Origin of the sequence: Marinomonas rhizomae, assembly GCF_003315485.1 — a bacterium.
Classification (GTDB): domain Bacteria; phylum Pseudomonadota; class Gammaproteobacteria; order Pseudomonadales; family Marinomonadaceae; genus Marinomonas; species Marinomonas rhizomae.
In genome coordinates, this window is record NZ_QNSE01000013.1 from 45,530 (window position 1) to 68,116 (window position 22,587).

General features: G+C 35.8%; 19 protein-coding genes and 2 pseudogenes. 10 read left to right on the forward strand and 11 right to left on the reverse strand.

All coding sequences use genetic code 11. The features are described from left to right. Positions 1-255 precede the first annotated feature (255 nt). Entirely contained in the window at positions 256-966 is a 711-nt protein-coding gene (gene aphA, locus DFP80_RS16555) for an acid phosphatase AphA (RefSeq protein WP_113917925.1), read from the forward strand. Between the two features lie 85 nt (positions 967-1,051). Here aphA and DFP80_RS16560 read toward each other — a convergent pair whose 3' ends face one another. From DFP80_RS16560 to DFP80_RS16570, 3 genes and pseudogenes are all read right to left on the reverse strand, one after another. Further along, positions 1,052-2,107: a stealth family protein gene (locus tag DFP80_RS16560; RefSeq protein ID WP_113917926.1), complete on the reverse strand. Its 1,056-nt coding sequence runs from the start codon at positions 2,105-2,107 to the stop codon at positions 1,052-1,054. Positions 2,108-2,561: 454 nt separating this feature from the next. Next, positions 2,562-3,341: an SHOCT domain-containing protein gene (locus DFP80_RS16565; RefSeq protein ID WP_113917927.1), complete on the reverse strand. Its 780-nt coding sequence runs from the start codon at positions 3,339-3,341 to the stop codon at positions 2,562-2,564. Positions 3,342-3,641: 300 nt separating this feature from the next. Further along, positions 3,642-4,004, reverse strand: a pseudogene (locus DFP80_RS16570) (glutathione binding-like protein); the annotation flags it as partial. A gap of 50 nt (positions 4,005-4,054) precedes the next feature. Between DFP80_RS16570 and DFP80_RS16575 the strand changes: the two are divergent. Both DFP80_RS16575 and DFP80_RS16580 read left to right on the forward strand, forming a co-directional pair. Next, positions 4,055-5,908, forward strand: coding sequence for a recombinase family protein (locus tag DFP80_RS16575; RefSeq protein ID WP_113917928.1), 1,854 nt, complete (start codon positions 4,055-4,057; stop codon positions 5,906-5,908). A 654-nt stretch (positions 5,909-6,562) separates the two neighbouring features. Beyond that, positions 6,563-7,195, forward strand: a complete 633-nt coding sequence (locus DFP80_RS16580; protein WP_113917929.1) for a hypothetical protein — start codon at positions 6,563-6,565, stop codon at positions 7,193-7,195. Here the strand turns inward: DFP80_RS16580 and DFP80_RS16585 are convergent. Further along, on the reverse strand, positions 7,192-9,186 hold the full coding sequence (locus DFP80_RS16585) for a hypothetical protein (RefSeq protein WP_113917930.1): 1,995 nt from the start codon (positions 9,184-9,186) through the stop codon (positions 7,192-7,194). The two genes, DFP80_RS16580 and DFP80_RS16585, sit on opposite strands and share 4 nt — an antisense overlap. Then, positions 9,186-9,554, reverse strand: coding sequence for a plasmid mobilization relaxosome protein MobC (gene mobC, locus DFP80_RS16590; protein ID WP_113917931.1), 369 nt, complete (start codon positions 9,552-9,554; stop codon positions 9,186-9,188). The genes DFP80_RS16585 and mobC overlap by 1 nt, the downstream gene beginning before the upstream one ends. Positions 9,555-9,793: 239 nt before the next feature. Between mobC and DFP80_RS16595 the strand changes: the two genes are divergently transcribed. Together DFP80_RS16595 and DFP80_RS16600 are read left to right on the forward strand one after the other, a co-directional pair. Further along, entirely contained in the window at positions 9,794-10,747 is a 954-nt protein-coding gene (locus tag DFP80_RS16595; protein ID WP_113917932.1) for a bacteriophage abortive infection AbiH family protein, read from the forward strand. A gap of 11 nt (positions 10,748-10,758) precedes the next feature. Next, a complete protein-coding gene (locus tag DFP80_RS16600) occupies positions 10,759-12,057 on the forward strand; it encodes a hypothetical protein (protein WP_113917933.1) in 1,299 nt (432 codons plus the stop codon). A 122-nt stretch (positions 12,058-12,179) separates the two neighbouring features. Here DFP80_RS16600 and yghU read toward each other — a convergent pair whose 3' ends face one another. The 3 genes and pseudogenes from yghU to DFP80_RS16615 all read right to left on the reverse strand — a co-directional run bounded on the left by yghU (position 12,180) and on the right by DFP80_RS16615 (position 14,534). Beyond that, positions 12,180-13,037 (reverse strand): glutathione-dependent disulfide-bond oxidoreductase, encoded by an 858-nt coding sequence (gene yghU, locus DFP80_RS16605; RefSeq protein ID WP_113917934.1) that lies wholly within the window; start codon positions 13,035-13,037, stop codon positions 12,180-12,182. A 171-nt stretch (positions 13,038-13,208) separates the two neighbouring features. Continuing rightward, positions 13,209-13,712, reverse strand: a pseudogene (locus DFP80_RS16610) (glutathione S-transferase N-terminal domain-containing protein); the annotation flags it as partial. Between the two features lie 45 nt (positions 13,713-13,757). Then, positions 13,758-14,534, reverse strand: a complete 777-nt coding sequence (locus DFP80_RS16615) for a ferredoxin--NADP reductase (RefSeq protein WP_113917935.1) — start codon at positions 14,532-14,534, stop codon at positions 13,758-13,760. A 436-nt stretch (positions 14,535-14,970) separates the two neighbouring features. Between DFP80_RS16615 and DFP80_RS16620 the strand changes: the two genes are divergently transcribed. The 5 genes from DFP80_RS16620 (at position 14,971) to DFP80_RS16640 (ending at position 19,352) form a co-directional block, all read left to right on the forward strand. Then, positions 14,971-16,182: a sensor domain-containing phosphodiesterase gene (locus DFP80_RS16620; RefSeq protein WP_113917936.1), complete on the forward strand. Its 1,212-nt coding sequence runs from the start codon at positions 14,971-14,973 to the stop codon at positions 16,180-16,182. Between the two features lie 229 nt (positions 16,183-16,411). After that, complete coding sequence (gene msrA, locus DFP80_RS16625; protein WP_113917937.1) at positions 16,412-17,038, forward strand: peptide-methionine (S)-S-oxide reductase MsrA; 627 nt, start codon at positions 16,412-16,414, stop codon at positions 17,036-17,038. 292 nt (positions 17,039-17,330) lie between these two features. Further along, positions 17,331-17,900 carry a porin family protein gene (locus tag DFP80_RS16630; RefSeq protein WP_113917938.1) on the forward strand — a complete coding sequence of 190 codons (570 nt, stop codon included), beginning with the start codon at positions 17,331-17,333 and terminating at the stop codon, positions 17,898-17,900. 145 nt (positions 17,901-18,045) lie between these two features. Further along, a complete protein-coding gene (nfsA, locus tag DFP80_RS16635; protein ID WP_175020627.1) occupies positions 18,046-18,783 on the forward strand; it encodes an oxygen-insensitive NADPH nitroreductase in 738 nt (245 codons plus the stop codon). 44 nt (positions 18,784-18,827) lie between these two features. Then, positions 18,828-19,352 (forward strand): peroxiredoxin, encoded by a 525-nt coding sequence (locus tag DFP80_RS16640; protein WP_113917940.1) that lies wholly within the window; start codon positions 18,828-18,830, stop codon positions 19,350-19,352. Positions 19,353-19,442: 90 nt separating this feature from the next. On the opposite strand, the gene DFP80_RS16645 is transcribed toward DFP80_RS16640, so the two are convergent. The 3 genes from DFP80_RS16645 to DFP80_RS16655 form a co-directional block, all read right to left on the reverse strand. Beyond that, positions 19,443-20,675, reverse strand: a complete 1,233-nt coding sequence (locus DFP80_RS16645; RefSeq protein WP_113917941.1) for an NAD(P)/FAD-dependent oxidoreductase — start codon at positions 20,673-20,675, stop codon at positions 19,443-19,445. 156 nt (positions 20,676-20,831) lie between these two features. Next, a complete protein-coding gene (locus DFP80_RS16650) occupies positions 20,832-21,314 on the reverse strand; it encodes an Hsp20 family protein (RefSeq protein ID WP_113917942.1) in 483 nt (160 codons plus the stop codon). Positions 21,315-21,504: 190 nt separating this feature from the next. Beyond that, entirely contained in the window at positions 21,505-22,443 is a 939-nt protein-coding gene (locus tag DFP80_RS16655; RefSeq protein ID WP_113917943.1) for a LysR family transcriptional regulator, read from the reverse strand. Positions 22,444-22,587: the final 144 nt, after the last annotated feature.

Here is a 22,587-nt window from a genome sequence, read left to right on the forward strand (position 1 = left end):
TTTTTAATCTATCAGCTTAACAATATCACTCTTTTATGAAATCAGAATTAGTTTGACCATCTAATCATGGGTGTTAGTTAAGATTGCTTATTCAATAAAGCGCCCCGCGCTACCTAATATATCGACTACTTTTTCTCAAAGCACACATTTATTAAATTTGAAGATCCAGTTTAAGCCAAAACAAGATGATAGAAAGTCGTATTTATTAGCGATAAGATACGCAAGTTATTAACTATGAAACCTATAGGGAACACTGTGAACCATACTCTACGCTCAATCACTATTGCTCTAGCTTGTGTCGCTAGTCTATCTGCTAACGCGGATCCAAAAACACCAGGCACGCATAAAGGCTATTCCACCATTGATATGACCACGGCGGGCATGCCAGCTGATGTGAAAATGATTTCTGTTGCGGATATCAAGAAGGAACTGCAAGGCAAAGCGCCTTTTGCCGTTGGTTTAGATATTGATGACACTAGCTTGTTCAGTACGCCAGTTTTTTATCGCGGTCAGCAAGAATTTTCACCAAACGGTTACTCTTACCTATCAAATCAAGACTTTTGGGATAAGGCGAACTGTGGCTGGGACGCATTTAGCATGCCTAAAAACATTGCTAGAGAGTTGATTGCGATGCACCAAGAACGTGGCGATAGTATTTATTTCATTACAGGTCGTACGGGATCTGATTGTAGCTTCACCACAAATTACTTGAAAAAGGCGTTTGATATCAAAGATATGCATGATGTTATTTTTGCTGGCTCGAGCCGTACCGAATACACGAAAGCCAAGTATATAAAACAACACGATATCAAAATGTACTATGGAGACGCGGATGGCGACATTATTTCAGCTCGTAATGCTGGCGCAGAAGGCATTCGTGTAATGCGCGCAGCGAACTCTAGCTACAAACCGATTCCTAAGAATGGCATCTATGGTGAGCGAGTATTGAAAGACTCTCAGTACTAATAATCTTCCTATCGATTAGTTCTGTGTCTATCTTAAAATAGCAAATAGCCAACTCATGATGTTGGCTATTTTTTCTTCTATTACACTAATTCAAGACTGCAATTTCTTTCAGTGTATCCTCTGGTTGCAGGCACAACCCTTCAACGGTGGTATTTTGAACGTACACAGAAAACCCACCAATAGCCTGAGCAATTAATTCATCTGCGTTTGGGATAATTTCGATCAGTTGGGGAAGATCGTTAACACATAAAAATTTGATATTTGGCTCGGCCGCTCTAGTCAGCAGAGCTAGGGTGTCGGCAGAAGGCTGCCCTTTACCCTGTCCACTTGAAATATGCAGGTGATCATCTTCTGCGCTGATTTTAGCCTCTTTTCCTATAATACAAGCGTGATTATGTAACCCCTGCGGAAGAAATTGATCCAAGTTCCGAAACCTATATTTAATGTTATTAAGAAACTTATCAGGATACTGAGCAAACAATTCTGCCATCTTTGAACGTCGAAAAGGATGTACAACATGAGCGGCAGAAAACAGTTCTGTAGCTGTGAAACCAATAATTTTGGCCGCATTGATCTGCATGAAATAATGAAACTTCGCAGGGTCATTACGTGCTTCGGTGCAGCCAAGTAACTCGCTATAGTCAGTCCATTTGCCTCGCAAAATAGGAGCAAGCCCGTCAAAAACGTCTGTTGGTTCTAAAGGTGCGGCCAAGAACACATCATCATTGAAGTATATAAACCGCTCGCTCAGCCCGTCAATACGCCACAGCATGCTCTCAATCGCCAAAGAGTTGAATGTGGGTAACACATGTGTGAAGCCATCAAATATTTCCGCATGATAAGCAAAATGAACTTTAGCTCTAACACTTTCTGAGAGACTTGATAAATCAGGACCTTCCTCATCAATAACTATCCAAATTTTGCCTATCCAAGGTGCATGATTCTCAATCGATTGGATGCAATATAAAATTTCATCATTACACATCCATCTGTGGGGATTCGAGGCATTTTCATGCAGTGGCAAAGACTCTTTTGCCATATATTCTTGTCGCTTCTGGCGGTGCTTCGCAGCGTTGCCATCGACCCAAGTGATGACAGCATCAATCGATTCAAGTTGGTGCTCTGTTGTATTGCTTAACATTTATATATCCGTCTTTCTTGATGGCGCGTTGTTGCAGTTAAGGGGGACCTGCACTTTTTCATTTCTCGTCGCCAAATGGCTATCGTTCCAAATACGCATCAAGTGTTGCCTTTTCTCAATGGCACTTTTTAAAAGAGTAAACATTTTAGACTTCTTATTAGACTTAAAATTCCGTCACGCCGAACCTTCTCTTTAGTCTAGTCATGTTTGTCTTATTAATCATTTATATACTTTTTATTAATTAAGTAGGAAAAAGTTGCTAGAAAAAATTTTATTTGACCTGAAAATAGCAAAATATAGAACAACGAAGCTCAAAGAGAAGAAAGCCAACTTTTTGAACAGGTCTAAAAACTACCAACCAATTTTAGAACGACACAGGTAAATAAAACCTAAAAAAAGAGGCCCATCATGAGCCCCTTACTTAGATTAATATTTCACTAATCCCATCATTCAATCAAATGCGATTCAGTAGATCTGTCTTTTTCGAATTGTATTCATTATCCGAAATAGCGCCCATGTCGCGCAGCTTTGCCAGCTTTTCAATCAACTGAATCACTTCATCGACTGATGCCGTATTACTCAAGTTCTGAGGTGTTTGCACCTCAGGAGTTGGCGTATAGGCCATTTGCGCAGGCGGAGCGACAAAGTTGTTCTGTGATGCTTGATTGTTTGTATTTGAATTAGCGGAACCCACGCCAGAAACAATTGGCAATGTATTCACCGCAATCGTGCCGTACTGGCTGGAAAAAGTCAGTGAAGAATTACCGCCCTGCTGTTGGCTTATGCCACCGATGTTGTTGTCTAACGTATCGTATACTGTCACATTACCATTTACTTCCACCGCAAGACGATTTGGAAAAATAGCGTAACGCGTGCTGTTTTGCGCTCCACTACTAAAAGGCTGACCGAGATCGCCAGGCCACCATTGGTTACTGGATGTTGAGCCTTGAGGTAACGGCATAAAAACCTGCATATTAGCAAGACCGTTAGCCAATTCATTACACAAATTGTCCACTGTCGATTTCAAACCATAGTTGAACATATCACCCACCATGGTCATTCCACCACGCATCCACTGGCCTCCACCACCCAACTCAGGGCAGTTAAACTGTGCCATTGAACCACTTCCATTATTCACCGCAATCAGCATGTGCACCACAGCATCGAAGCTTAGATTGTAACGACGGGAAAGGGAATTAACTAGGTTTTGTCCATCTTGCGTTAAATTTTGCATAATAAAGCTCTCTAAATGAGACGTAGAGCTGTTCTCTTTTATCTAGCCCGCTGCAAAAAAGGCAAACATCACCTAAAACATGGACACAAATAAAGAGTAGGTTGCAGCATCATGCTGGCCAACAGGTTTCGTAGAACACCACTCTAACACATGCATGCCTTACAAAATGGTGACAAGCCACCGAATAGGTGCAAATAACTGTTTATTTTTCAAACAACCATTTTTTATCACTAATAAAAAAGGAATAAGCCAGTAAATGGCTTATTCCTTCATAAAAACGCACGATTCCCACGCTATAGTTTACTCAATCAGACCATCGAAATCCGCAGCATCATGGCGCTCTTTCAGTTGCGCGCCATCACCAAAAGCTTTATTAACAATTCGTCCGCGTTGAACAGCTGGACGTTGTTCGATCTCTTTTGCCCAACGTAAAACATTCTTATAACTAGCAACATCTAAAAACTCAGCGGCATTGTACAAATTACCCAGTACTAAATTGCCATACCAAGGCCAAATCGCAATGTCTGCAATAGAGTACTCTTCGCCAGCCATATAAGTGTTGTTCGCTAACTGTTTATCTAGCACATCTAACTGACGTTTGGTTTCCATAGTGAAGCGATCAATCGGATATTGCATTTTAGTAGGTGCATAAGCGTAAAAGTATGTGTGTTATAATCACCACATAATCATCATGTGTTTAAAAGGTTAGGGAAATGTCTAAAAAAGCATATTCGTACATTCGCTATTCGTCACCACAGCAAGCAAAAGGTGATAGTTATAGACGACAATTTTCAAAAACTGTTGAGTATTGCAAAGAAAACGGCTACGAGCTGGATACTGACTTGATTTACAAAGAGCTGGGTAAGTCAGCAAGTAAACCTAACGAACAAAAAAGATTAAAAAAATTTATTGAAGATTGTGAAACTGGCAGAGTTGAAAAGGGAAGCTTACTTGTAGTTGAAAATTTAGATAGACTTTCTCGACAAAAAATAAATATTGCAATGAGCCAATTTTTAAACATATTAGAATATGTTGATATATACACACTTCAAGATAAAAAATTATATTCAAATTCTGATGGAAATGATAAAAATCAACTCATAGACATTATTACAAGTCTAGTAGTTATGTCTCGTGCATACGAAGAAAGCGAAACTAAAAAATTACGACTTAAAGAGGTTTGGCAGGAAAAAAGAGATAAAATACAAGTTAAAAAAATCAACTCATCTTATCCCCACTGGTTAACTGTTTCAGAAGATTGTAAAAGTTTTATTATAAAAGAAAAAGCTGCTGATGCTATCAGAAAAATATTCGAGTTATGCAATAATGGATATGGGTTCTCTCAGATATTAAGATATTTAAATAATAATATCGAAAAATATCCAACTCCAAGTAGCAGATCAAAAACAGGTTTATGGGTCAGATCAACAATACAGCTATTATTATCAGATAGGAGAATAATTGGAGAAATTCAACTATATAAAGGTGCATATAAAGAAAAAGTAGCACAAGGTGAAGCTGTTAAAGATTATTATCCTAAAATAGTTGATGAAGAAACATTTTTAAAAGCTCAAATTTCTTTAAAGAGTAGAAGCATACAAAAGGGAAAAATTGGAAAATACAGTTTTTCAAATTTATTTAGGGGTATTGCTGTCTGCTACAATTGTTCGAACGTTTTGGAGTTTGTAGACAAAGGTAAAAACAATAAAAGAACCCGAAGGTATTTAACTTGTACAGATGCTAAAAGAGGCGGATCGTGCAATGTATCAACTCATTACAAATATGATGAATTAGAGTTAATGTTGTTACATCTAATTTCAGAAAACGGTTTTTTGCCCGTGAAAGTTGATCCATCTGAAATAGAGATAAAGATTCAAAAAAACAAAGAACTTAAAAAATCGGCAGAAAATAAATTAAACATTTTGATTGAACAAGATTTCACTGCAACTGCAATTATAAATAAAATAAAAGATCTAAACAATGAAATTGATTTTTTAAAAAAAGAAATAAAAGAACTAGAAGATAATTTAGAAAAAGTTGAAATTAAATATACATTTGAAGATCTTATTAATGAAATGAAAAATGAACAAGATGAAGACCTTAAGTTTAATAACAGAATAAGATTGAATAGTTATTTAAAAAACAAAATAAAAACAATCAAAATAGCAAAACTGCATAATATTTATATGAACTTTACCATGATTGACAATAGTGTGTATGATGCAATTATAGATATTAAATACAATTTGGGCGGTTGTGAGAAAAAAGGAGATAAAGATTTTAAAATAAAAAAACTTAATGGCACCGAAAACTACTCAATAGATATAAGATCGTGGTCATTAATTAAATCATTCAACCTTATAATATTAAAATATAGTGATTTGATGCTAGGATTAGAAAATAAAAATAAAAATGAAGAGGATTTAAATGATATTGATAAATTAAACAAAGAAATAAACAGAGTAAATCTATTAATAAGTAATTTTATTAAAAAAGATAATGACAATAGCAATGATTTTGAAAAAATATTGACTGAAATTATGGCTCTATATAATTTATTTAAATAACATCAACTCGCTTTAAAGCCGCTTGCGGCATATCTCTTTAATATCTTAACCAATTACATCAATGAATTACAAAACACGCTTAAAACATCATTTAAACGCTTTTTATGGTCATCGCTTCGCTCTTCCGCTCTTCCAGAAAAGCCCGAAGGGCATATCTCTTACGCACTTAATAAGTCTTTATTTTGTTTTTTTGCGTCTTTTTGCGAAAAATAAAAGAAAGAAAATCTAAGTACTTTTTATCTATATTAAAGATTCTAAATTAGTTAATAATTTACATTAGTTAGTAATCTATATTATTAGCACACCACTATTTTACATCTTCATCCACCATTATTTTACTTCTTCATCCACCACTATTTTACTTTGCACACACCACAATTAAGCTTTTACTTTCAATCACACACACCACAATTAAGCTTTTTGACCCAACACTTCAATACATAATTTGACAATTTAAAAAAATATGATTAATTGAAATTATAAACAAAAAAAATCGCATTCAAATTAATGAATGCGACTTTTAAAAATTAAACTTCCTGCAAAGAAGATATAAATTAATATACATTTAATTATTGAAAAGTCAATTGTTAAATTTCAAAAATTGTATTTCTTCACTGTTTAATTTTTAAAATTATATAACGAGGAATATAAAAAATGATAGAATACTTTACAATAGCGAGAGAATTAATGAACAGAGAAAACAAACTACATTATGAATTATTTGATTTTAAACAAAATCACGACATTAAACTATTTGTTGCGATTTTATCAAACGCAACTATGATTTATAAAAATAACAAAACAGATGAAAACTATTTGACTTTTTCATTAAAAAACTTTTTTTCAGCCGATAGTTATTTATGTAGGGCTACATTAAGTTTTATTTATATAGAAAAGTTTTTAAGAACCAATGAAATAATAATGTCAAAATTCTTTGATTTAATTGATTATGATTTAGAAAACAAAACTATAAGTTTTACTTTTACTGAAAATTATATAAAAACTATGAAAAAAAGCGGTTTTAATAAATTAGAATTAAAAACATTGAAAAGCATAAAAGACATTAGAACAACTAAATTAGCTATGATTTTAGCGATGAAGCCTAGTGGTTATTTAGACGTAAATTATTTATTTAAAGTTTTAGATTTGTATAAAATTGAGCGAAGAGATAGAAGAATATTCAAAATCAAACAAGCTTTTAAAAGCTTAAATGTAAAATGTGAATATAAATATCCTAAAAATAAAAATTCACCAGTGTTACAAGAGCACTATAAGTTTTACTATTAAAACTTATAACGTTTTTTATTTGAATTTTCAATTCTCACATTATTATTTAAATCATTCTTATGATCTATTTTTAACCTAAACAATCCATCTTTATCATCTAATATACTTTTTAGTGATCTATCTTTATTTAATTCATTTAAGACATAATCAGCATCATATTTTTTATCTAAATTTGATAATACAAATTGTCTTTGCTCATTAATACTATTGTTTGTTAATTTATTATCATACAGATTGATCAAGTTTGAATTACTCATTTTTTCGTTTAAAACAACACTTTTGACATCATCAAGAGAGATTAAAGAATTTTCTAATTGAAAGAAAAATAAATCATCTTTGTTGTTTTTAAATGCTATTCTCATAGAATTTAAAGTAAGTTCTTTATTACTTGAACTTGCACCCTTCCAGCCATTTTCTTTTGCTATTTTATAAGTAAGCTCTAAATCGAAAGAATTAGAATTAGGACTTAATGATATTGTTTTTTTATCTTCGCTTATCTTCAAATTGAAGTTGTTTGGTCTTTTTTCTTCATCTTTTTTGTTGTAAAAAATCGATAAAGAACCATCTTTATTTTTAATCTGTTTATAGTTGTAGTTTAAATTTTTAACATCAAAATCATCTCTAATGCTTAATTTTTCATCATTTTTAAAGCTTCTATTAGTTAAGTATTCGAATAAATCAGCATCATTTTTTTTAATTTTCCCATAGGTTAAATATGAATTTATCTTTCCAGCAGCAAGAGAAATATCATCATCTAGTGATGTGAATGTTATTCCGCCTGTTCCGTTTTCTCTTTTATTTACATAAATTTCTATATTATTATCATTTAGTATATCAATAAATTCTTTTGTATTTTTAGAATTCCTATAAGCATTATTAACTGTGTTTTTTAAGTTTGAAAAAATGTCATTATTATTTAAAAGATCATCTTTTTTATCTAAAATATGTCTTTCTTTATTATTAACGATATTAATTTTTTTCTCATTTATTATTTTTTTACCATTAAGTTTTCGATGGTGATTATTTTTTTTATTCCAGTCGTTTGTTTTTATATCTTGTAATTTTGTAATTTTATTTTTATTCTCTTTTATTAAACTTTCTTTATATTCGTTATCAACTTTGACTTGATCAGTAAACCAATTTTTAAATTTCTTAAAGACACTGTATTTAATAGGTTTTTCTAATTCTGTAATTTTCTCATATATTACATTTATTTTATTATTAACTTTTTTTCTATTATTTGAATGAATATCTTTGTTCTTATTTATATCTGAAATTATTTTATTTTCTTTTGTTTTCAAAGAATATTTAATATTGCCCAATTCGTCAATTTTCAAATCATAATCAATTGATTTATTTTTAGCTATTTTTTTATGATCATCACTTAAATTTGCAACATATATTTTCTTTTTTTTATTGTTAGCGTCTATTTTCCATACATAATTTTTAGGGTCATTTTTACCTGTCAGTGTTAATTTATGCACTTTCTCTATGTGCTGCACTGCTGACTGTCTTTTTAAGCCTGAATTGCTTTGTCTATAGTAGTTGCCCACCTCGTCGTGATAACCCCTTACAAGATGAAAATGGAGCTTCCCGCTGTCGATCTGCGGCCAGATCATGTAGGGCGTTTTTTCAAAATTAGGATCGTATTTTTTAGCTGTTTTTATAGCTAATTTTAAAGCGTTAGTCATACCTAACTTTTCATCATCTTCATTAGAAAAAGATATTATAGAATGTTCGTATAGGTATTTTTGACGCGAATTTTTAGATAATTGTGAATTAGCATCAACTGACAATATAAAGTTATCAACGAGCTGGTTATATTCGTTATTATCGTTGATATTAGAGCAATAACCGCAATTAGAAGATACTGAAATTAACCTAGGATTATTAGAATTGTTTAATCCTGCTTTATTATTGCTATTGTATTTTACAACTTTTTTTAATTGCTTAATCGTTGTAGCTTCGTGTTTTAGTGAGAAAATAGCCATTATTTCCCCCTATTCGCTTGCTTAACGTGTTTTGTGAAATAATTTTTAGCTTTAATTCCCTGACTTAAAAAATCTTTGATCTTTTTAATATCATCATCATTTAATGATTTTCTTTCATTTGCTACTCTTGCAAGTTGATTTAAATTATTTCCGTATTTTATCAAGTAGTTTAATACTTTTAAAGAATGCCCCCCTTTATCTACATAAACAGATTTAAAGCCTTTTCCATTGTTAATATAATGAATTATTAAAGCCTCCCAACTTTTAAAACCTGAGATTATTTTTTGCTCGTTTAGTAGTTCATAAGTCGAATCATCAACTCGTATATGAATACTTTTCCTTCTATTATTTTTATTTTTGTTTTCCATTTTCTATTCCTTTTTTTATAATTTGTCCAAGTGCCAACGCGGAAAATTATGCTGTTTATTTTATATCTATCTCTCAAATTTAATTTATTAAATTTCATATTTTCGGAGAAAATCAAGTTAAGTTGGGGAACCCAACTTTCTACTTGCAATATAATACATTTAGCATATTAGATTGAACTGTCAAATTATAAAAAAATATGATTTACTGTAATATATTAATTGAACAGGAATCAAAATAAATGAAAAAACTGTATGTCATAGGGAATGGTTTTGATTTACATCATGGTCTTAATACTAGCTTTTTGAACTTTAAAGAATATCTCAGAGTTTATAATGTAGAGTTATTAAATCTGTTTGATATGTTTTACTACTCAAATAGGTATGAAGATTTATGGTCAAATTTTGAATATAACCTGGCAAATTTAGATAAAGATAATTTGCTTGATCATTTATCAGAGTTCCTTCCAGTAATTTCAAGTGATGACTTCAGTGATAGAGATTGGCACGCTTCGGATATTGAATGTGATAAAATATTGGGACTTTTAACAAAAGGGTTACGTATAAATTTCAAAGATTTCATTATAAAGGCTTCTATTAAAAAAATTGATGACAATAAGAAAATAAAAATAGATTCAAAAGCCAGTTATATTAGCTTCAATTATACTAAAACTCTGGAAAAAGAATACTGTGTTGATAATGAAAATATTTTTTACATCCATGGAATTGCATATGGAGATGAAGAAATTATCTTAGGTCATGCAACAGATCCTAATATTTTCAAAGATAGTAAAGACACTATAAAGATACCAGAAGACGTTTCTGACGAGTATTTAGATTGGTGGTATAGTGAAATGTCGAGTAATAATGATACAATGTATGAAGAGTTAGTCAGTAATGTAAATGATTATTTTTTATCTTCGTACAAAAACACACAAAAAATAATTGAAGATAACTCTGATTATTTTAAAAAGCTATCAAATGTTGAAAAAATATTTATTTTAGGACACTCAATGTCTGATGTTGATATTTCATATTTTGAAAAAATAGCTATTTCATTAAATGAAGATTGTATATGGTATGTTTCTTACTATGATAAAAATGACTATGAATATAAAAATAAAGTTCTTGGCATGTTAGATATAGACGCAAGTAAATATCAACTTATTGACTTTAAAGATTTACCATTTATTTAAAGAGACAAATAATGAAAATACTAGGAGATTTTTTTTCTTCAATTATAGGAAATACAAAAACAAGAATAAGAGACCCTTTTATTGGGACATTTTTTATATCTTGGATTATTTGCAACTGGAATTATTTGGCAATACTTCTTTGGGGAGAAGAAAGTCTCACCCAGAGAGTTAAAGATTTTCATCGTTACATAACAAGCTCTGATTTTTTCGAATTGAATTCAATATTTTTCTTACCCTTAATTATAAGTACGGTATACCTTTTCTTATTCCCTTGGCTTTCATTTATCATAAAACACTTACAAATAGTCGCTAATAATAAGCTACACAAACAAGCTGTGGACATTGATCTTAGTCAAATAATTCAACAAGAAAAACTTAATAAAGCTAAGTTAAGAGCTGATCCTGATAAGACTTTTTTAGCTCAAAGTGTACAGATTGATTTAGATAGGAAAAAGCATATATCTGAACAATGCGAATTAAGAACTTCACGATTTAAAGCGAAAAATAAAGAAGCTATCGCAAGAGCTGAAGAAGCGGAAAGTAAAAAAAATATTGCAGCTCTAGACGAGTCAAAGAAAAAAAATCAAGCTGATTTAGAGCGCCAGAAATTTAACGTTAGCAGTGCTGAACTTCGATCCACCTTATCTTCTCACCGTTTTCCGTCTGCATTTCTATTCATATCATCACTTTCAGAAAGTTTTGAAGAAGATGGGATTACTCTTTCTCTAAATACTTTGTGTAATGTAGTTACAGCAATATTCGGTTACGATAGTTTTCAATTACTTTTAGAAGATAAGAAATTTGATAATGAAAGTTTATCAAACGTGAAATATATTTTTTATGATGAGAGTATTTTAGCAAATAAGCTTGATGAAATTTCTTCCTATGAGAACAAAAATATTACTTCAGAGATGTTATTTAGTAATATACAAATAATATTCGAAGACTTGCCTTATAAATTTGTCAATATTGAAGAACTAACTCAACTTAGTATTGAACTATGTGAAAATAACTCATTTGATTTATTAGAAAGTGATGAGGTTTGTGGAACAATGGCAGAGTCAGATACTATTTATGATGAAGTTTATATAGAAGGAGCAGAATCTCCAGATTTTAATGATGGATTCACAGTTTCAGTTAAAGCATCAGCAAGTGGCTCTCATCGTAAAGAAGATGGTATTCCAGGTAGAGATATGAATATAGTAGCAGAAGTTTATAGTAAAGCACGAGTTGGAAAGTTTGGTTTAGGAGAACTTGAGATAGGAGATATTAGTAGCAATTTAATCGATTATTGGGAAGAAGAAGTTTAGTTTATAAATTTTCTAAAAAAGTAATTTACAAGCAATAAACTTTAACATCTATTTCGGTTAAATTATATTATAAGTAATAATAAGCGCACTAATTTATAGTGCGCTTATTTCTAACCTGCGGTTTATGGCTTTAATTTCAAAACGTTATCAATGTCATCAGCAGAATGACGCTCTTTCACTTGCTCCCACTCTTCACCAAATGAGCGGTTAACTATACGCCCACGTTGCACACCTTCACGAAGCTCTATCATTTTCGCCCAACGTACAACATTCTCATACGTATGAACTTGTAAGAACTCAGCTGCATCGTACAACTTGCCAAGTACAAGGTTTCCATACCAAGGCCAAATAGCCATATCTGCAATTGTGTATTCTTCACCAGATACATAGGTGTTTTTTGACAATTGCTTGTCCAACACGTCCAGCTGACGCTTAGCTTCCATCGCAAAGCGATTTATTGGGTATTCTTGTTTTACACCTGCGTATGCATAAAAATGACCAAACCCACCGCCTAAGAATGGAGCTGAGCCTTGTGCCCAAAAAAGCCAATTAAAGGTCTGTGTTCGTGCTGAACCAGCTTGAGGAAGGAACTTACCAAACTTCTCGGCAAGATGAACAAGTATAGACGCTGACTCAAATACATTTACACCTTCATCGCCAGATTTATCTAATAGTGCTGGAATTTTCGAGTTTGGATTAACGCTAACAAAACCCGAAGAAAACTGTTCTGATTCACCTATGTTAATAAGATAAGCATCGTACTCCGCTTCCTTTATTCCAAGGGCTAATAACTCTTCTAGTAGAATGGTTACTTTTTGGCCGTTTGGCGTACCCAGTGAATAAAGCTGAAGAGAGTGCTCACCTACTGGTAATTTTTTATCAAATCTTGCGCCCGATTCAGGGCTATTGATATTTGCCCATTGGTTATCACCTTCTGCATCATTTACCCAAATTTTTGGTGGTACGTATTGATTACTCATAGTGTCCCCTTGGATTAGAACTGACGGATTATTAAGAATGCTGTATTGTGAACTTTCAAACCATATGACACTCTTTACATGTGGTTTAAACCTTGATTTTACAAGTAAACTATTGAATATTAAGGATTTTATTATTATCTTTATTTTAGGGTGATTACAACATACTCATAAATGACCAAAGCCACCGCCTAAATAAGGCGCAGAACCCATCTGCCAGAATAACCAGTTACGGCATTCTGTTTTTGCTGCTAGCTCTTTTGGTATAAAGGCATCAAACTTTTCTGCCAAGTATTGCAGAATAGAACCAGATTCAAAAACACGAGTCGGTGGTGTAGTACTGTGATCCATCAAAGCAGGGATTTTTGAGTTTGGGTTGATGTCAACAAAATCCGAGCCAAACTGATCGCCCTCACCAATGTTAATCAAGTAAGCATCGTATTCTGCTGCGCTGATTCCCAATGCTAAAAGCTCTTCCAGCATAATAGTGACTTTTTGACCATTGGGCGTCGCCAAAGAATGAAGTTGTAACGAGTGCTGGCCAACTGGCAATACTTTGTCATGCGTTGCACCTGCTATCGGACGATTAGTACTGGCAAATTTACCACCGTTTTCTGTATTCCATTGCCATACCTTTGGTGGGACATACTCTTCATTTTTAATAGAGTCAGAACTCATAACATCTCCTAAAATTATTTTTCAGCAAGAGCATAACTCTTACTATTAATGTTCGACAAAAGCTCGTTCGATAACATAATCCCCTGGTACACCTATTTTTGGCGATTCTTTAAAACCAAGTTCATTAAGTAACGCTGATGTGTCTTTAAGCATATTTGGACTACCACAAATCATGGCTCTATCATGAGCAGGATTCAACTGAGGTAAGCCAATATCTTCCACCAATTTACCACTGCGAATCAAATCAGTTAGGCGGCCTTGATTACGAAACGGCTCACGCGTCACAGTTGGGTAATAGATTAGCTTGTCTCTTACCTGCTCGCCAAAGAATTCATTTTCTGGCAATTCTTTTTCGATAAAATCAGCATAAGCTAATTCGCTAACGTGGCGAACACCGTGGATCAATACTATTTTTTCGTATTGTTCATAAGCGTCAAAATCTTGAATAACACTTAGGAAAGGCGCTAAACCTGTGCCAGTAGATAACAAATACAAGTTTTTACCTGGGTGTAAATCACGAGTCACCAAGGTACCCGTTGGTTTTCGGCTTACCAAAACATCATCACCCACTTGTAAATGCTGCAAACGTGAAGTGAGTGGCCCATTGGGCACTTTAATGCTAAAAAATTCTAGATGCTCTTCATAGTTAGGACTGGCAATACTGTAAGCTCGCATCAATGGACGAGTATCTGTTTCTAGGCCAATCATAACAAACTGGCCGTTATCAAAGCGTAAGCTTGGATTACGAGTGGTTTTGAAGCTAAATAAATTTTCATCCCAGTGGTGAACGCTTAACACACGCTCAGTAACAAATGCACTCATAACTACCTCTGTTAAATATGTAGACGCCTCTAATAACATGCGTTTTTAGAGGGAAGACCCATTAATTGATACGTATACTATAAGACTTTTCTATATTTGTTTAATTGATTATTCAGATAGTTTTAATATGCTCAGCATATATAGTTTTATCCTTAACACCAGATATTGATTCTCATTATGCCATTCGAATAACCAAATAATGCGTCACTAAATAGGAAATTAAAGCGTAATTAGAGAGCCACAGAAAATAAGCATTTAGCGATTTATTGTATCTATGATTTATCAGAGCAGGTCGTCTTACATTTCTCAAACATAACGACACAATAGATCACAAATTCCAGCACAACATCCACTGTGATACTCTAGAAAGCATCTAGACTAGGTTTACTATTTAACAAATAAAAGCGGTAAATAAGTCACTTATAGTGAGGCAGATATGACTACCAACACGCGGCAGAATTTCGTTTTCCCTGAGAAAATAATTCCAATGGCTGCGACAATTGACGAACTAGACACCATTATTTCCGCTGTTCGCGTTTATCTAAAAATGGACATCGCCATCATCTCGGAAGTCAAAAATGAAAATTTGTACTTTCGCCATGTTGATGTAAACCCTACTAGTACCTTTCCTCAAGGCAAAGAAGCAAAACCTTATCAGGGTTCTTATTGCCAAGCATTAGTAAACGCCAACATCCCTGGGTTGATTCAGAACACACACATAAATGCCGTCACCAGTAAGTTAATTGCCACACAAGCATCCAATATTGGATCTTTTATTGGCGCGCTGATCTATTTAGCGGATGGCTCTCTTTATGGCTCAGTATACTGTTTCCAGAATCAACCAGATTACACGTTGAATGAGCGTGATCTTTCCGTCATCGAGTATTTTGCCAACTTGATAGGGAAAACTCTCGATTCTCACACAGAGAAATCACAACAGCGCCATGAAATAGAAAGCCGTATAAATAATGTCATTGAAAATGACTTAATCACGATGCATTACCAGCCAATCCTAGATCTTAATACAAATAACATCACAGGGTATGAATCTCTTGCTCGCTTTCACAGCGATCCTTATGTCGCACCCGATATCTGGTTTAAAGATGCATACCTAATAGGCATGGATGAGAAACTGGAAATGTTAGCCGTAAAATCAGCATTACAAGTTGAGAAATATTTTCGTAATAATAATCACTATTTATCAATCAATGTATCCCCCGCTCACATCCTCAGCGGAGCGTTAGAAAGAGTCATAGAACATATCTCTTGTGAAGTGCTAGTGGAGATAACCGAGCATCAACCTATCGCAGACTATGTCGCCTTTCAGCGCGCTTTTAATTCTTTACGATGTAAAAGAGTCAAGCTCGCGATTGACGATGTAGGTACAGGCTATTCTAATCTCAGCAATATCCTAGAATTAGAACCAGATATCATCAAATTAGACTTAAGCCTCACCCGAGACATCCACAAAGACAGAAAACGCATTGCACTAGCTTCTGCTATGTGTACATTTGCTAAAGAAATGAACTGTGAAATTATTGCTGAAGGTATAGAGAACAGGCATGAACTTAACAAGTTAAAAGAGTTAGGTGTGAATAAAGGGCAAGGATATTTTATTGGTCGACCGTCTCCCTTTGTTTTGAACTAAATGGTTTAAATACCATTCAACCCAGCTAACTTCTTAACTTCAAACCTGTAAGCATTACCAACACCACACATAATGGATTGTAATACAGCATTAAACGCCACCTTCTACCCCATCAGATTATTAAATCTCTGCTGTACTGTAAGAAGAACGCACATAAGAACGTCAAACAACTAGATGACATCAAACCTTTTTAGCAACACTTCTTTCTTATGACTAAAGGACAGACCAAATGATCACCCGAAACGTACTAAGCCACACCATAACCTCGTTACTTATTTCTGGAGTAGCCGCTTTTAGTAGCACTTCCCAAGCCGCACCACAGAGTATGATAGTTGCTGGCGGTTGTTTTTGGTGTGTGGAGTCTGATTTCGAATTAGTTCAAGGCGTCAGCGATGTTGTCTCAGGCTATACTGGTGGCCACACAGAAAGCCCAACGTACAGTCAGGTATCTTCCAAAAACACAGGCCACTTTGAAGCCGTTGTGATTCACTTTGATGATGACGTCGTCTCTCTAAAAATATTGGCAGACTATTACTGGAAAACCATCGACCCAACCGATGCAACAGGCCAATTCTGTGACAAAGGCTCTCCGTATAAAACCGCCATGTTTTACCAAGACGACCAACAAAAGGCCGTTTTTGAAGCCTCTCTAGCTAAGGTGAACAATACAAAACCTTTCAAAGACAAAGTGGTGACAGAAATCCTACCAGCTAAAAAGTTTTACCTTGCTGAGGACTACCATCAAAGCTACTACACCAAGAACCCTATACGTTATGCTTTTTACCGAGCCAGCTGTGGCCGAGACAATCGTATTGAAAGCTTATGGGGAGAAGTAGCGAGTCACCAATACCATTAAAGACTAGCGATACCATACAATTTAATGACCTTTAAAACCGTATTCTTTTGAAAGGCTCAGTCATGCCAGCACTACAGTTTATTGCTGGCATTTTTTACATTTAAAACCCACCCTCCCTTCACAATTTGGTTACCCAGAAGTATCAGTAAAGCGTTTCTTCCCTAGGTTTAACGCATAGAAAATGAAGCAAATTGGCAATTCCTATCCAGATACTAGCCATTCAACCAGTCATACGCCACATTGATAACGCAACTCACGAAGTTCTCAAAAAGTAACTAAAAGGAGTTATAAAATGAAAAAATTTATTCCAGTAATCGCAGGTAGCATCGCTTTAGCTTCTCTAAGTGGCGTAGTAAAAGCAGAAAATATGGCTGACAATGATAGCGGTATTTATGTTGGTGCTAACTATGGTTATCTTAAAGTTGAAAGTGAAGATGACTTCGACGATAACAAAGACGTGGTACAGGGTATTGTCGGTTATCGCTTTAATTCCTTCCTAGCTTTAGAAGGTAGCTACATTGATTTTGGTAAATATGGCGGTAGTGCCGCTAACGCATCAACAACCGGTTATACTGCCGCTTTAAAAGGAACCCTGCCTATTACTCAAACGACAGAATTGTTTGTCAAAGCAGGTCAATTATGGCACGAAACGGATTACAACGTTGCCTCAATCAAAGGTAGCTCAGACGATAGAAGTTTATTCGCTGGTGCCGGTATCAACTTTAACGTAACAGAAAACTTATTGTTAAATGCCCAATATACTTGGTATGACGTAGATTTGAATGCTGACAACGTATCTTCTGACTCAGAATTCAAAACCGATTTAAATCAAGCCAGTGTCGGTGCAGAATACCGCTTCTAAGCTATGCACCTTCCTTAAGCGAAAGACTTAGCCTGCTTGGCTAAGTCTTTCCTTTGTTTATGTTTATTTATTAACAAGAAGCACTTTGACCCACCATCACTAAATCTCTAGTATCTACGCATCTCATTTGAAAAAGATGTTAACTATGAACCCAATTCTTCAAGCTCAGTCTAATCACAAATCTATTCGTCAATACACTGATAAAGCCATTGATGAAGTTTTACTCAAGCAACTTATCCAGTCAGCACAAGGTGCAGCCTCTTCAAGTTTCATCCAGGCTTACTCTCTTGTTCAAGTGTCTAATAAAGACAATCGCCAAAAAATAGCGACGCTAGCAGGTGGTCAAAAATGGGTAGAATCGGCGCCAGAATTTTTTATCATTTGTGCGGATCTGACTCGCGTTGAATATTGCAGCTTAGAGCAAGGCTTAGGGGAATTAGAAGGCAACACGGAACACTTCATCGCGGCGACAACCGATGCAACGTTTTTTGCCCAAAACCTAATGCTTGCTGCAGAATCTGTTGGTCTTGGTGCCGTGTTCATCGGTGGCATACGTAACGATCCAGAGCAAGTTGCTGAATTACTAAATCTTCCAGATCAAGTCTACCCAGTCTTTGGTCTTTGTCTTGGCTATCCAGACGCAGAACCTGATTTAAAACCACGTCTACCAGTCGATGTTATTCTTCACAAAGACAGTTACGATAACAACCGTTGCGCAGACGATGTAAAAGCTTACGACGCTCAGATGCAAGCTTACTATCAAGGCCGTGGCGACAATCAAAAAAGCAGTAATTGGTCAGAACAAACTGCTGCGGCAGTACAGAAAAAGAAACGCGAACATATGTTAAGCTTCTTACAAAAGCGCGGTTTCTTAAATCGCTAATCTATCAAGCCTGAATTATTAATAACCTAAAAGAAGGAAAACACATGACCACTAATGTACCTAATGTTGTCTTTAAAACCCGTGTTCGTAATGACGCGTTAGAAGGATCAAACCCATTTGAATGGAAGGATGTCTCCACTGCTGACTTGTTTAACAACAAAAAGGTCGTTGTCTTTTCTTTACCAGGCGCATTCACTCCGACTTGTTCAACATCTCACCTACCACGCTATGAAGCACTTTATGAAGAATTCAAAGCGCAAGGCGTTGATGCTGTAATTTGTGTCTCTGTAAACGATGCCTTTGTTATGTTTCAGTGGGGCAAAAGCCAAAATGCGAAAAACGTTTTCCTTCTACCTGACGGCAACGGTGACTTCACTCGCCAAATGGGCATGCTAGTCAAAAAAGACAACCTAGGTTTTGGTATGCGTAGCTGGCGCTATTCTATGCTAGTTGAAAACGGTGAAATCAAGAAAATGTTCTCTGAAGCGGGCTACCAAGACGATGCTCCAAGCGATCCGTTCGAAGTATCTGATGCTGACACTATGCTGAACTACTTGAAAAACAACTAATCCAAGGTGTTAATAAGTTGATTCATAAAAAGCAGACATTTGAAAAACGTCTGCTTTTTTGTTTTAACTGTGTTCTTTTCTTTAGATTGATTACAAACGATTCACAGGTGCAAGTGCATCTAACAACTCACTCCTCTCCCCTTCAATCACCTGAGCTAATAACTCAGACGTTGTTGGACCAAGGGTAAATCCTTGATGCCCATGACCAAAGTGAAACCATAAGCCTTTATGATTTGGCGCTTCGCCGACAAGTGGTAACATATCTGGCATGCAAGGGCGAGTTCCCATCCATTGCGGCTCTTCTACTTGCTCACCTAAATCGATAATTTCATTCAATGCAACAGCTCCGCGTTTAAGCTGGCTTGTGTCCATTGGCGCATTAAGCGGAACTAAAGCCGCGCCAGTTGTCACCCTCAAACCTTTCACCATAGGTGCGGCCAGCACACCATTTGCTACATCTAAAAATGGTCGTTGAAGCGTTTTTGGGGCGTTAAAATGTCCATGATAACCACGCTTGTAAACCATAGGAATCTGATAACCAAAACGCTTTAATAGCTCTGGCGACCAAGGCCCAAGCGCTATCACTACTTGTTCAGCTTTCAGTTCGCCATTACTGGTTAAAACCTGCCAGCCTGAAACAGTATGCTGCAAGGTATTGGCATCTCCAGTGACAAAACGCCCGCCTCGTTTGACGAACAAATCACAGTAAGCCTTGGTTAAGTCTCCCGGAGAAGAACAACTCCAACTTTGGGTGTAATGCACAGCGCCTGCTGGCATTTTTTTCAAGACGGATTCTTTTTGTTGATAGCTTTTGCCATCGAAAATATCTGAGGTAACGCCATATTCAGTCAGGAGATAACCGGCTTTTTTCACTGCTTTCTCAAACTCTCTTTCGTCACGGTACAGCATGACCAGACCACAATGGCTAATCAAATGTTCGGACTCCGAATCGCGAATCAAAGGTTCATGATCAGCGGTAGATCGGAAGGTTAATTGCGAGTAAAGTTGAGAGATCTTGGCATGGTTTTCAGGTGACGAATGACGAAAATACGACCACAACGCTGGCGCCATTTGTAATGCACCGCTCATCTTCCAGGTCACATCATTGCTAATCTCAAACGCGAACTTAAATAGCGTCGCCATGTCTCTTGGCAAAGCGTAAGGCTCCGCCGCCTCAACTTGAATCATGCCGGCGTTACCATAGCTAGTCTCTAGCCCCGCATCGGCACGGTCCACAATGGTCACCTGATGGCCACGAGCCTGCAGCGCCAATGCACTACTCACACCAACCATACCTGCGCCTAAAACAAGAAACTCCGCCATATCCCTACCTCAATAACATTCCAACAATACGTTTAGTCTCATCACTATAGCAATATCAAGTATAGATGAGCCAAGTAACAATAGAGAGAACAATGAAGACAAAAACAAAAAGGGCTGTGATTTTTCACAGCCCTTGAGTCTAACAAGTTGAGCAACTTAAGCGACTTTGGTGTTAACTTCTTTTGAGCCACCTTGTTGATGCTCAAGCACACCACTGCCTGCCTGGTTAATGGCAATATTTCTTGGTTTCATTGCTTCGGGAATTTCTTTAACCAAGCTGATGGTAAGTAGCCCATTTTTTAGCACAGCATCGGTTATCTCAACATAATCGGCAAGGTTAAATTTACGCTCAAACGAGCGGTTTGCAATGCCTTGGTGGAGATATCTGTGCTCACTAGAATCCGCTTTTTCACCACGAACGGTTAGCACATTCTTTTCCACCTTAATGTCTAGATCGCTTTCTTCAAACCCTGCTAAAGCAAGGGAAATGGAATAGCGATTATCATCGACTACTTCGATATTATAAGGTGGATAACCCGCAGACACATTGTCTGTGGTTAACGCATTGTCGAGTAAAGACGCTAAACGGTCAAAACCAATGCTACTGCGATAAAGTGGCGTAAAATCAATTGAGTTCATAATAAGTCCTCCTAAATTGAAGCAAAATACTAATCATCAAAAGGCGTAACAAAAGCTCTCTTTATACTAAGACGAACCCGTTACACTGATAAAAATAGGATCATCAAGACAATTTTCAAGTACCCTTTTTAGAAAAAAATCTCTTATTTAAATAAGCATTTTTCATAAAACATGCCGTAGAGCAAAGCATTCAATCCTCCAGTACACTTTTCTCTAAAAACCCTTTATCTACTAATTGGGTTAAAAGCGCCCTAGTTCGCTCTCGAAACATATCTCGTAAAAGTCGAACCGTTGGTGTAATAGATTGGCGACTTGGGCAAACCAACCAAAGCTCACCTTGATCGACTTTATAGTCAGGCATTAAAGACACAATTCGACCAGCTAATAAGTCACTAGCAATATCCAGTGACGATTTTATTGCCACGCCTTTTCCTGCTACGCACCAACGACGCACCAAGTCTCCATCGTTAGCAGCACAATAGGCTTTCGGCTTAACCTTATAAGCGTTATCAGTGTCATAAAGCCGCCAGGTATCATTCAAAATATCCTGTAACTGGTAAAAAAGACCTTGGTGATGCTGTAAATCCATCGGGTGAAAAGGCGAGCCATATTTTTTAATATAGTCAGGGCTGGCACAAAGAAGCCGCGGCACATTGCAAATTTTAAACCCGTATAAGTTGGAATCAGAGGGCGGTCCGTAACGCAGCGCCATGTCCAATGCGTCTCGATAAAAGTCGATATTACTGTCACTTATATGTGCTCTTAATGTCACTTTTGGGTTAAGTTCCATGAATTCATCAATCCAAGGTATCGCCATGTTTCGTCCTAAATCCGACGATACCGCAATGCGTATTTCACCACTCACTGTATCTAAGTCAGTATGAATGGTTTGCTTGGCTTGATCCAACATAGCAAGAGCAGCAATACATTGCGGTAAATAACGCTCTCCCGCACTAGAAAGCCGAAGCTGACGCGTGGTTCTCACAAACAATTCCACCCCAAGCGCAGATTCCACACGCTTCACCGCTGCGCTTGCCGTTGCAGTCTGCATGTCTAAATGTGTCGCCGCTGCCGTAATGCTACGAAATTCCGCTACTTTTAATACCACTTGAAGGTCATCTGTTTGCATTACCATTTCCTAGATAAGTGAATCATTGAATTATTATCAAATATTTTTTGATAATAATTCAATAAAAACCCTATTTTTCCGGTCATAAAGAGTCGCTACTATAACGCCATAAACGTCAGCAGATTGATTTCAGTCACGCTGCAC

Bases quoted from the DNA above. Each gene is read 5' to 3' on its own strand.
- DFP80_RS16615 (WP_113917935.1), bottom strand. From the start codon at position 14,534: ATGAGTGCATTTGTTACTGAGCGTGTGTTAAGCGTTCACCACTGGGAT.
- msrA (WP_113917937.1), top strand. From the start codon at position 16,412: ATGATCACCCGAAACGTACTAAGCCACACCATAACCTCGTTACTTATT.
- DFP80_RS16640 (WP_113917940.1), top strand. From the start codon at position 18,828: ATGACCACTAATGTACCTAATGTTGTCTTTAAAACCCGTGTTCGTAAT.
- DFP80_RS16595 (WP_113917932.1), top strand. From the start codon at position 9,794: ATGAAAAAACTGTATGTCATAGGGAATGGTTTTGATTTACATCATGGT.
- DFP80_RS16560 (WP_113917926.1), bottom strand. From the start codon at position 2,107: ATGTTAAGCAATACAACAGAGCACCAACTTGAATCGATTGATGCTGTC.
- yghU (WP_113917934.1), bottom strand. From the start codon at position 13,037: ATGAGTAATCAATACGTACCACCAAAAATTTGGGTAAATGATGCAGAA.
- DFP80_RS16645 (WP_113917941.1), bottom strand. From the start codon at position 20,675: ATGGCGGAGTTTCTTGTTTTAGGCGCAGGTATGGTTGGTGTGAGTAGT.
- DFP80_RS16600 (WP_113917933.1), top strand. From the start codon at position 10,759: ATGAAAATACTAGGAGATTTTTTTTCTTCAATTATAGGAAATACAAAA.
- DFP80_RS16565 (WP_113917927.1), bottom strand. From the start codon at position 3,341: ATGCAAAATTTAACGCAAGATGGACAAAACCTAGTTAATTCCCTTTCC.
- DFP80_RS16620 (WP_113917936.1), top strand. From the start codon at position 14,971: ATGACTACCAACACGCGGCAGAATTTCGTTTTCCCTGAGAAAATAATT.
- DFP80_RS16580 (WP_113917929.1), top strand. From the start codon at position 6,563: ATGATAGAATACTTTACAATAGCGAGAGAATTAATGAACAGAGAAAAC.
- DFP80_RS16575 (WP_113917928.1), top strand. From the start codon at position 4,055: ATGTCTAAAAAAGCATATTCGTACATTCGCTATTCGTCACCACAGCAA.
- mobC (WP_113917931.1), bottom strand. From the start codon at position 9,554: ATGGAAAACAAAAATAAAAATAATAGAAGGAAAAGTATTCATATACGA.
- DFP80_RS16655 (WP_113917943.1), bottom strand. From the start codon at position 22,443: ATGCAAACAGATGACCTTCAAGTGGTATTAAAAGTAGCGGAATTTCGT.
- nfsA (WP_175020627.1), top strand. From the start codon at position 18,046: ATGAACCCAATTCTTCAAGCTCAGTCTAATCACAAATCTATTCGTCAA.
- DFP80_RS16650 (WP_113917942.1), bottom strand. From the start codon at position 21,314: ATGAACTCAATTGATTTTACGCCACTTTATCGCAGTAGCATTGGTTTT.
- DFP80_RS16585 (WP_113917930.1), bottom strand. From the start codon at position 9,186: ATGGCTATTTTCTCACTAAAACACGAAGCTACAACGATTAAGCAATTA.
- DFP80_RS16630 (WP_113917938.1), top strand. From the start codon at position 17,331: ATGAAAAAATTTATTCCAGTAATCGCAGGTAGCATCGCTTTAGCTTCT.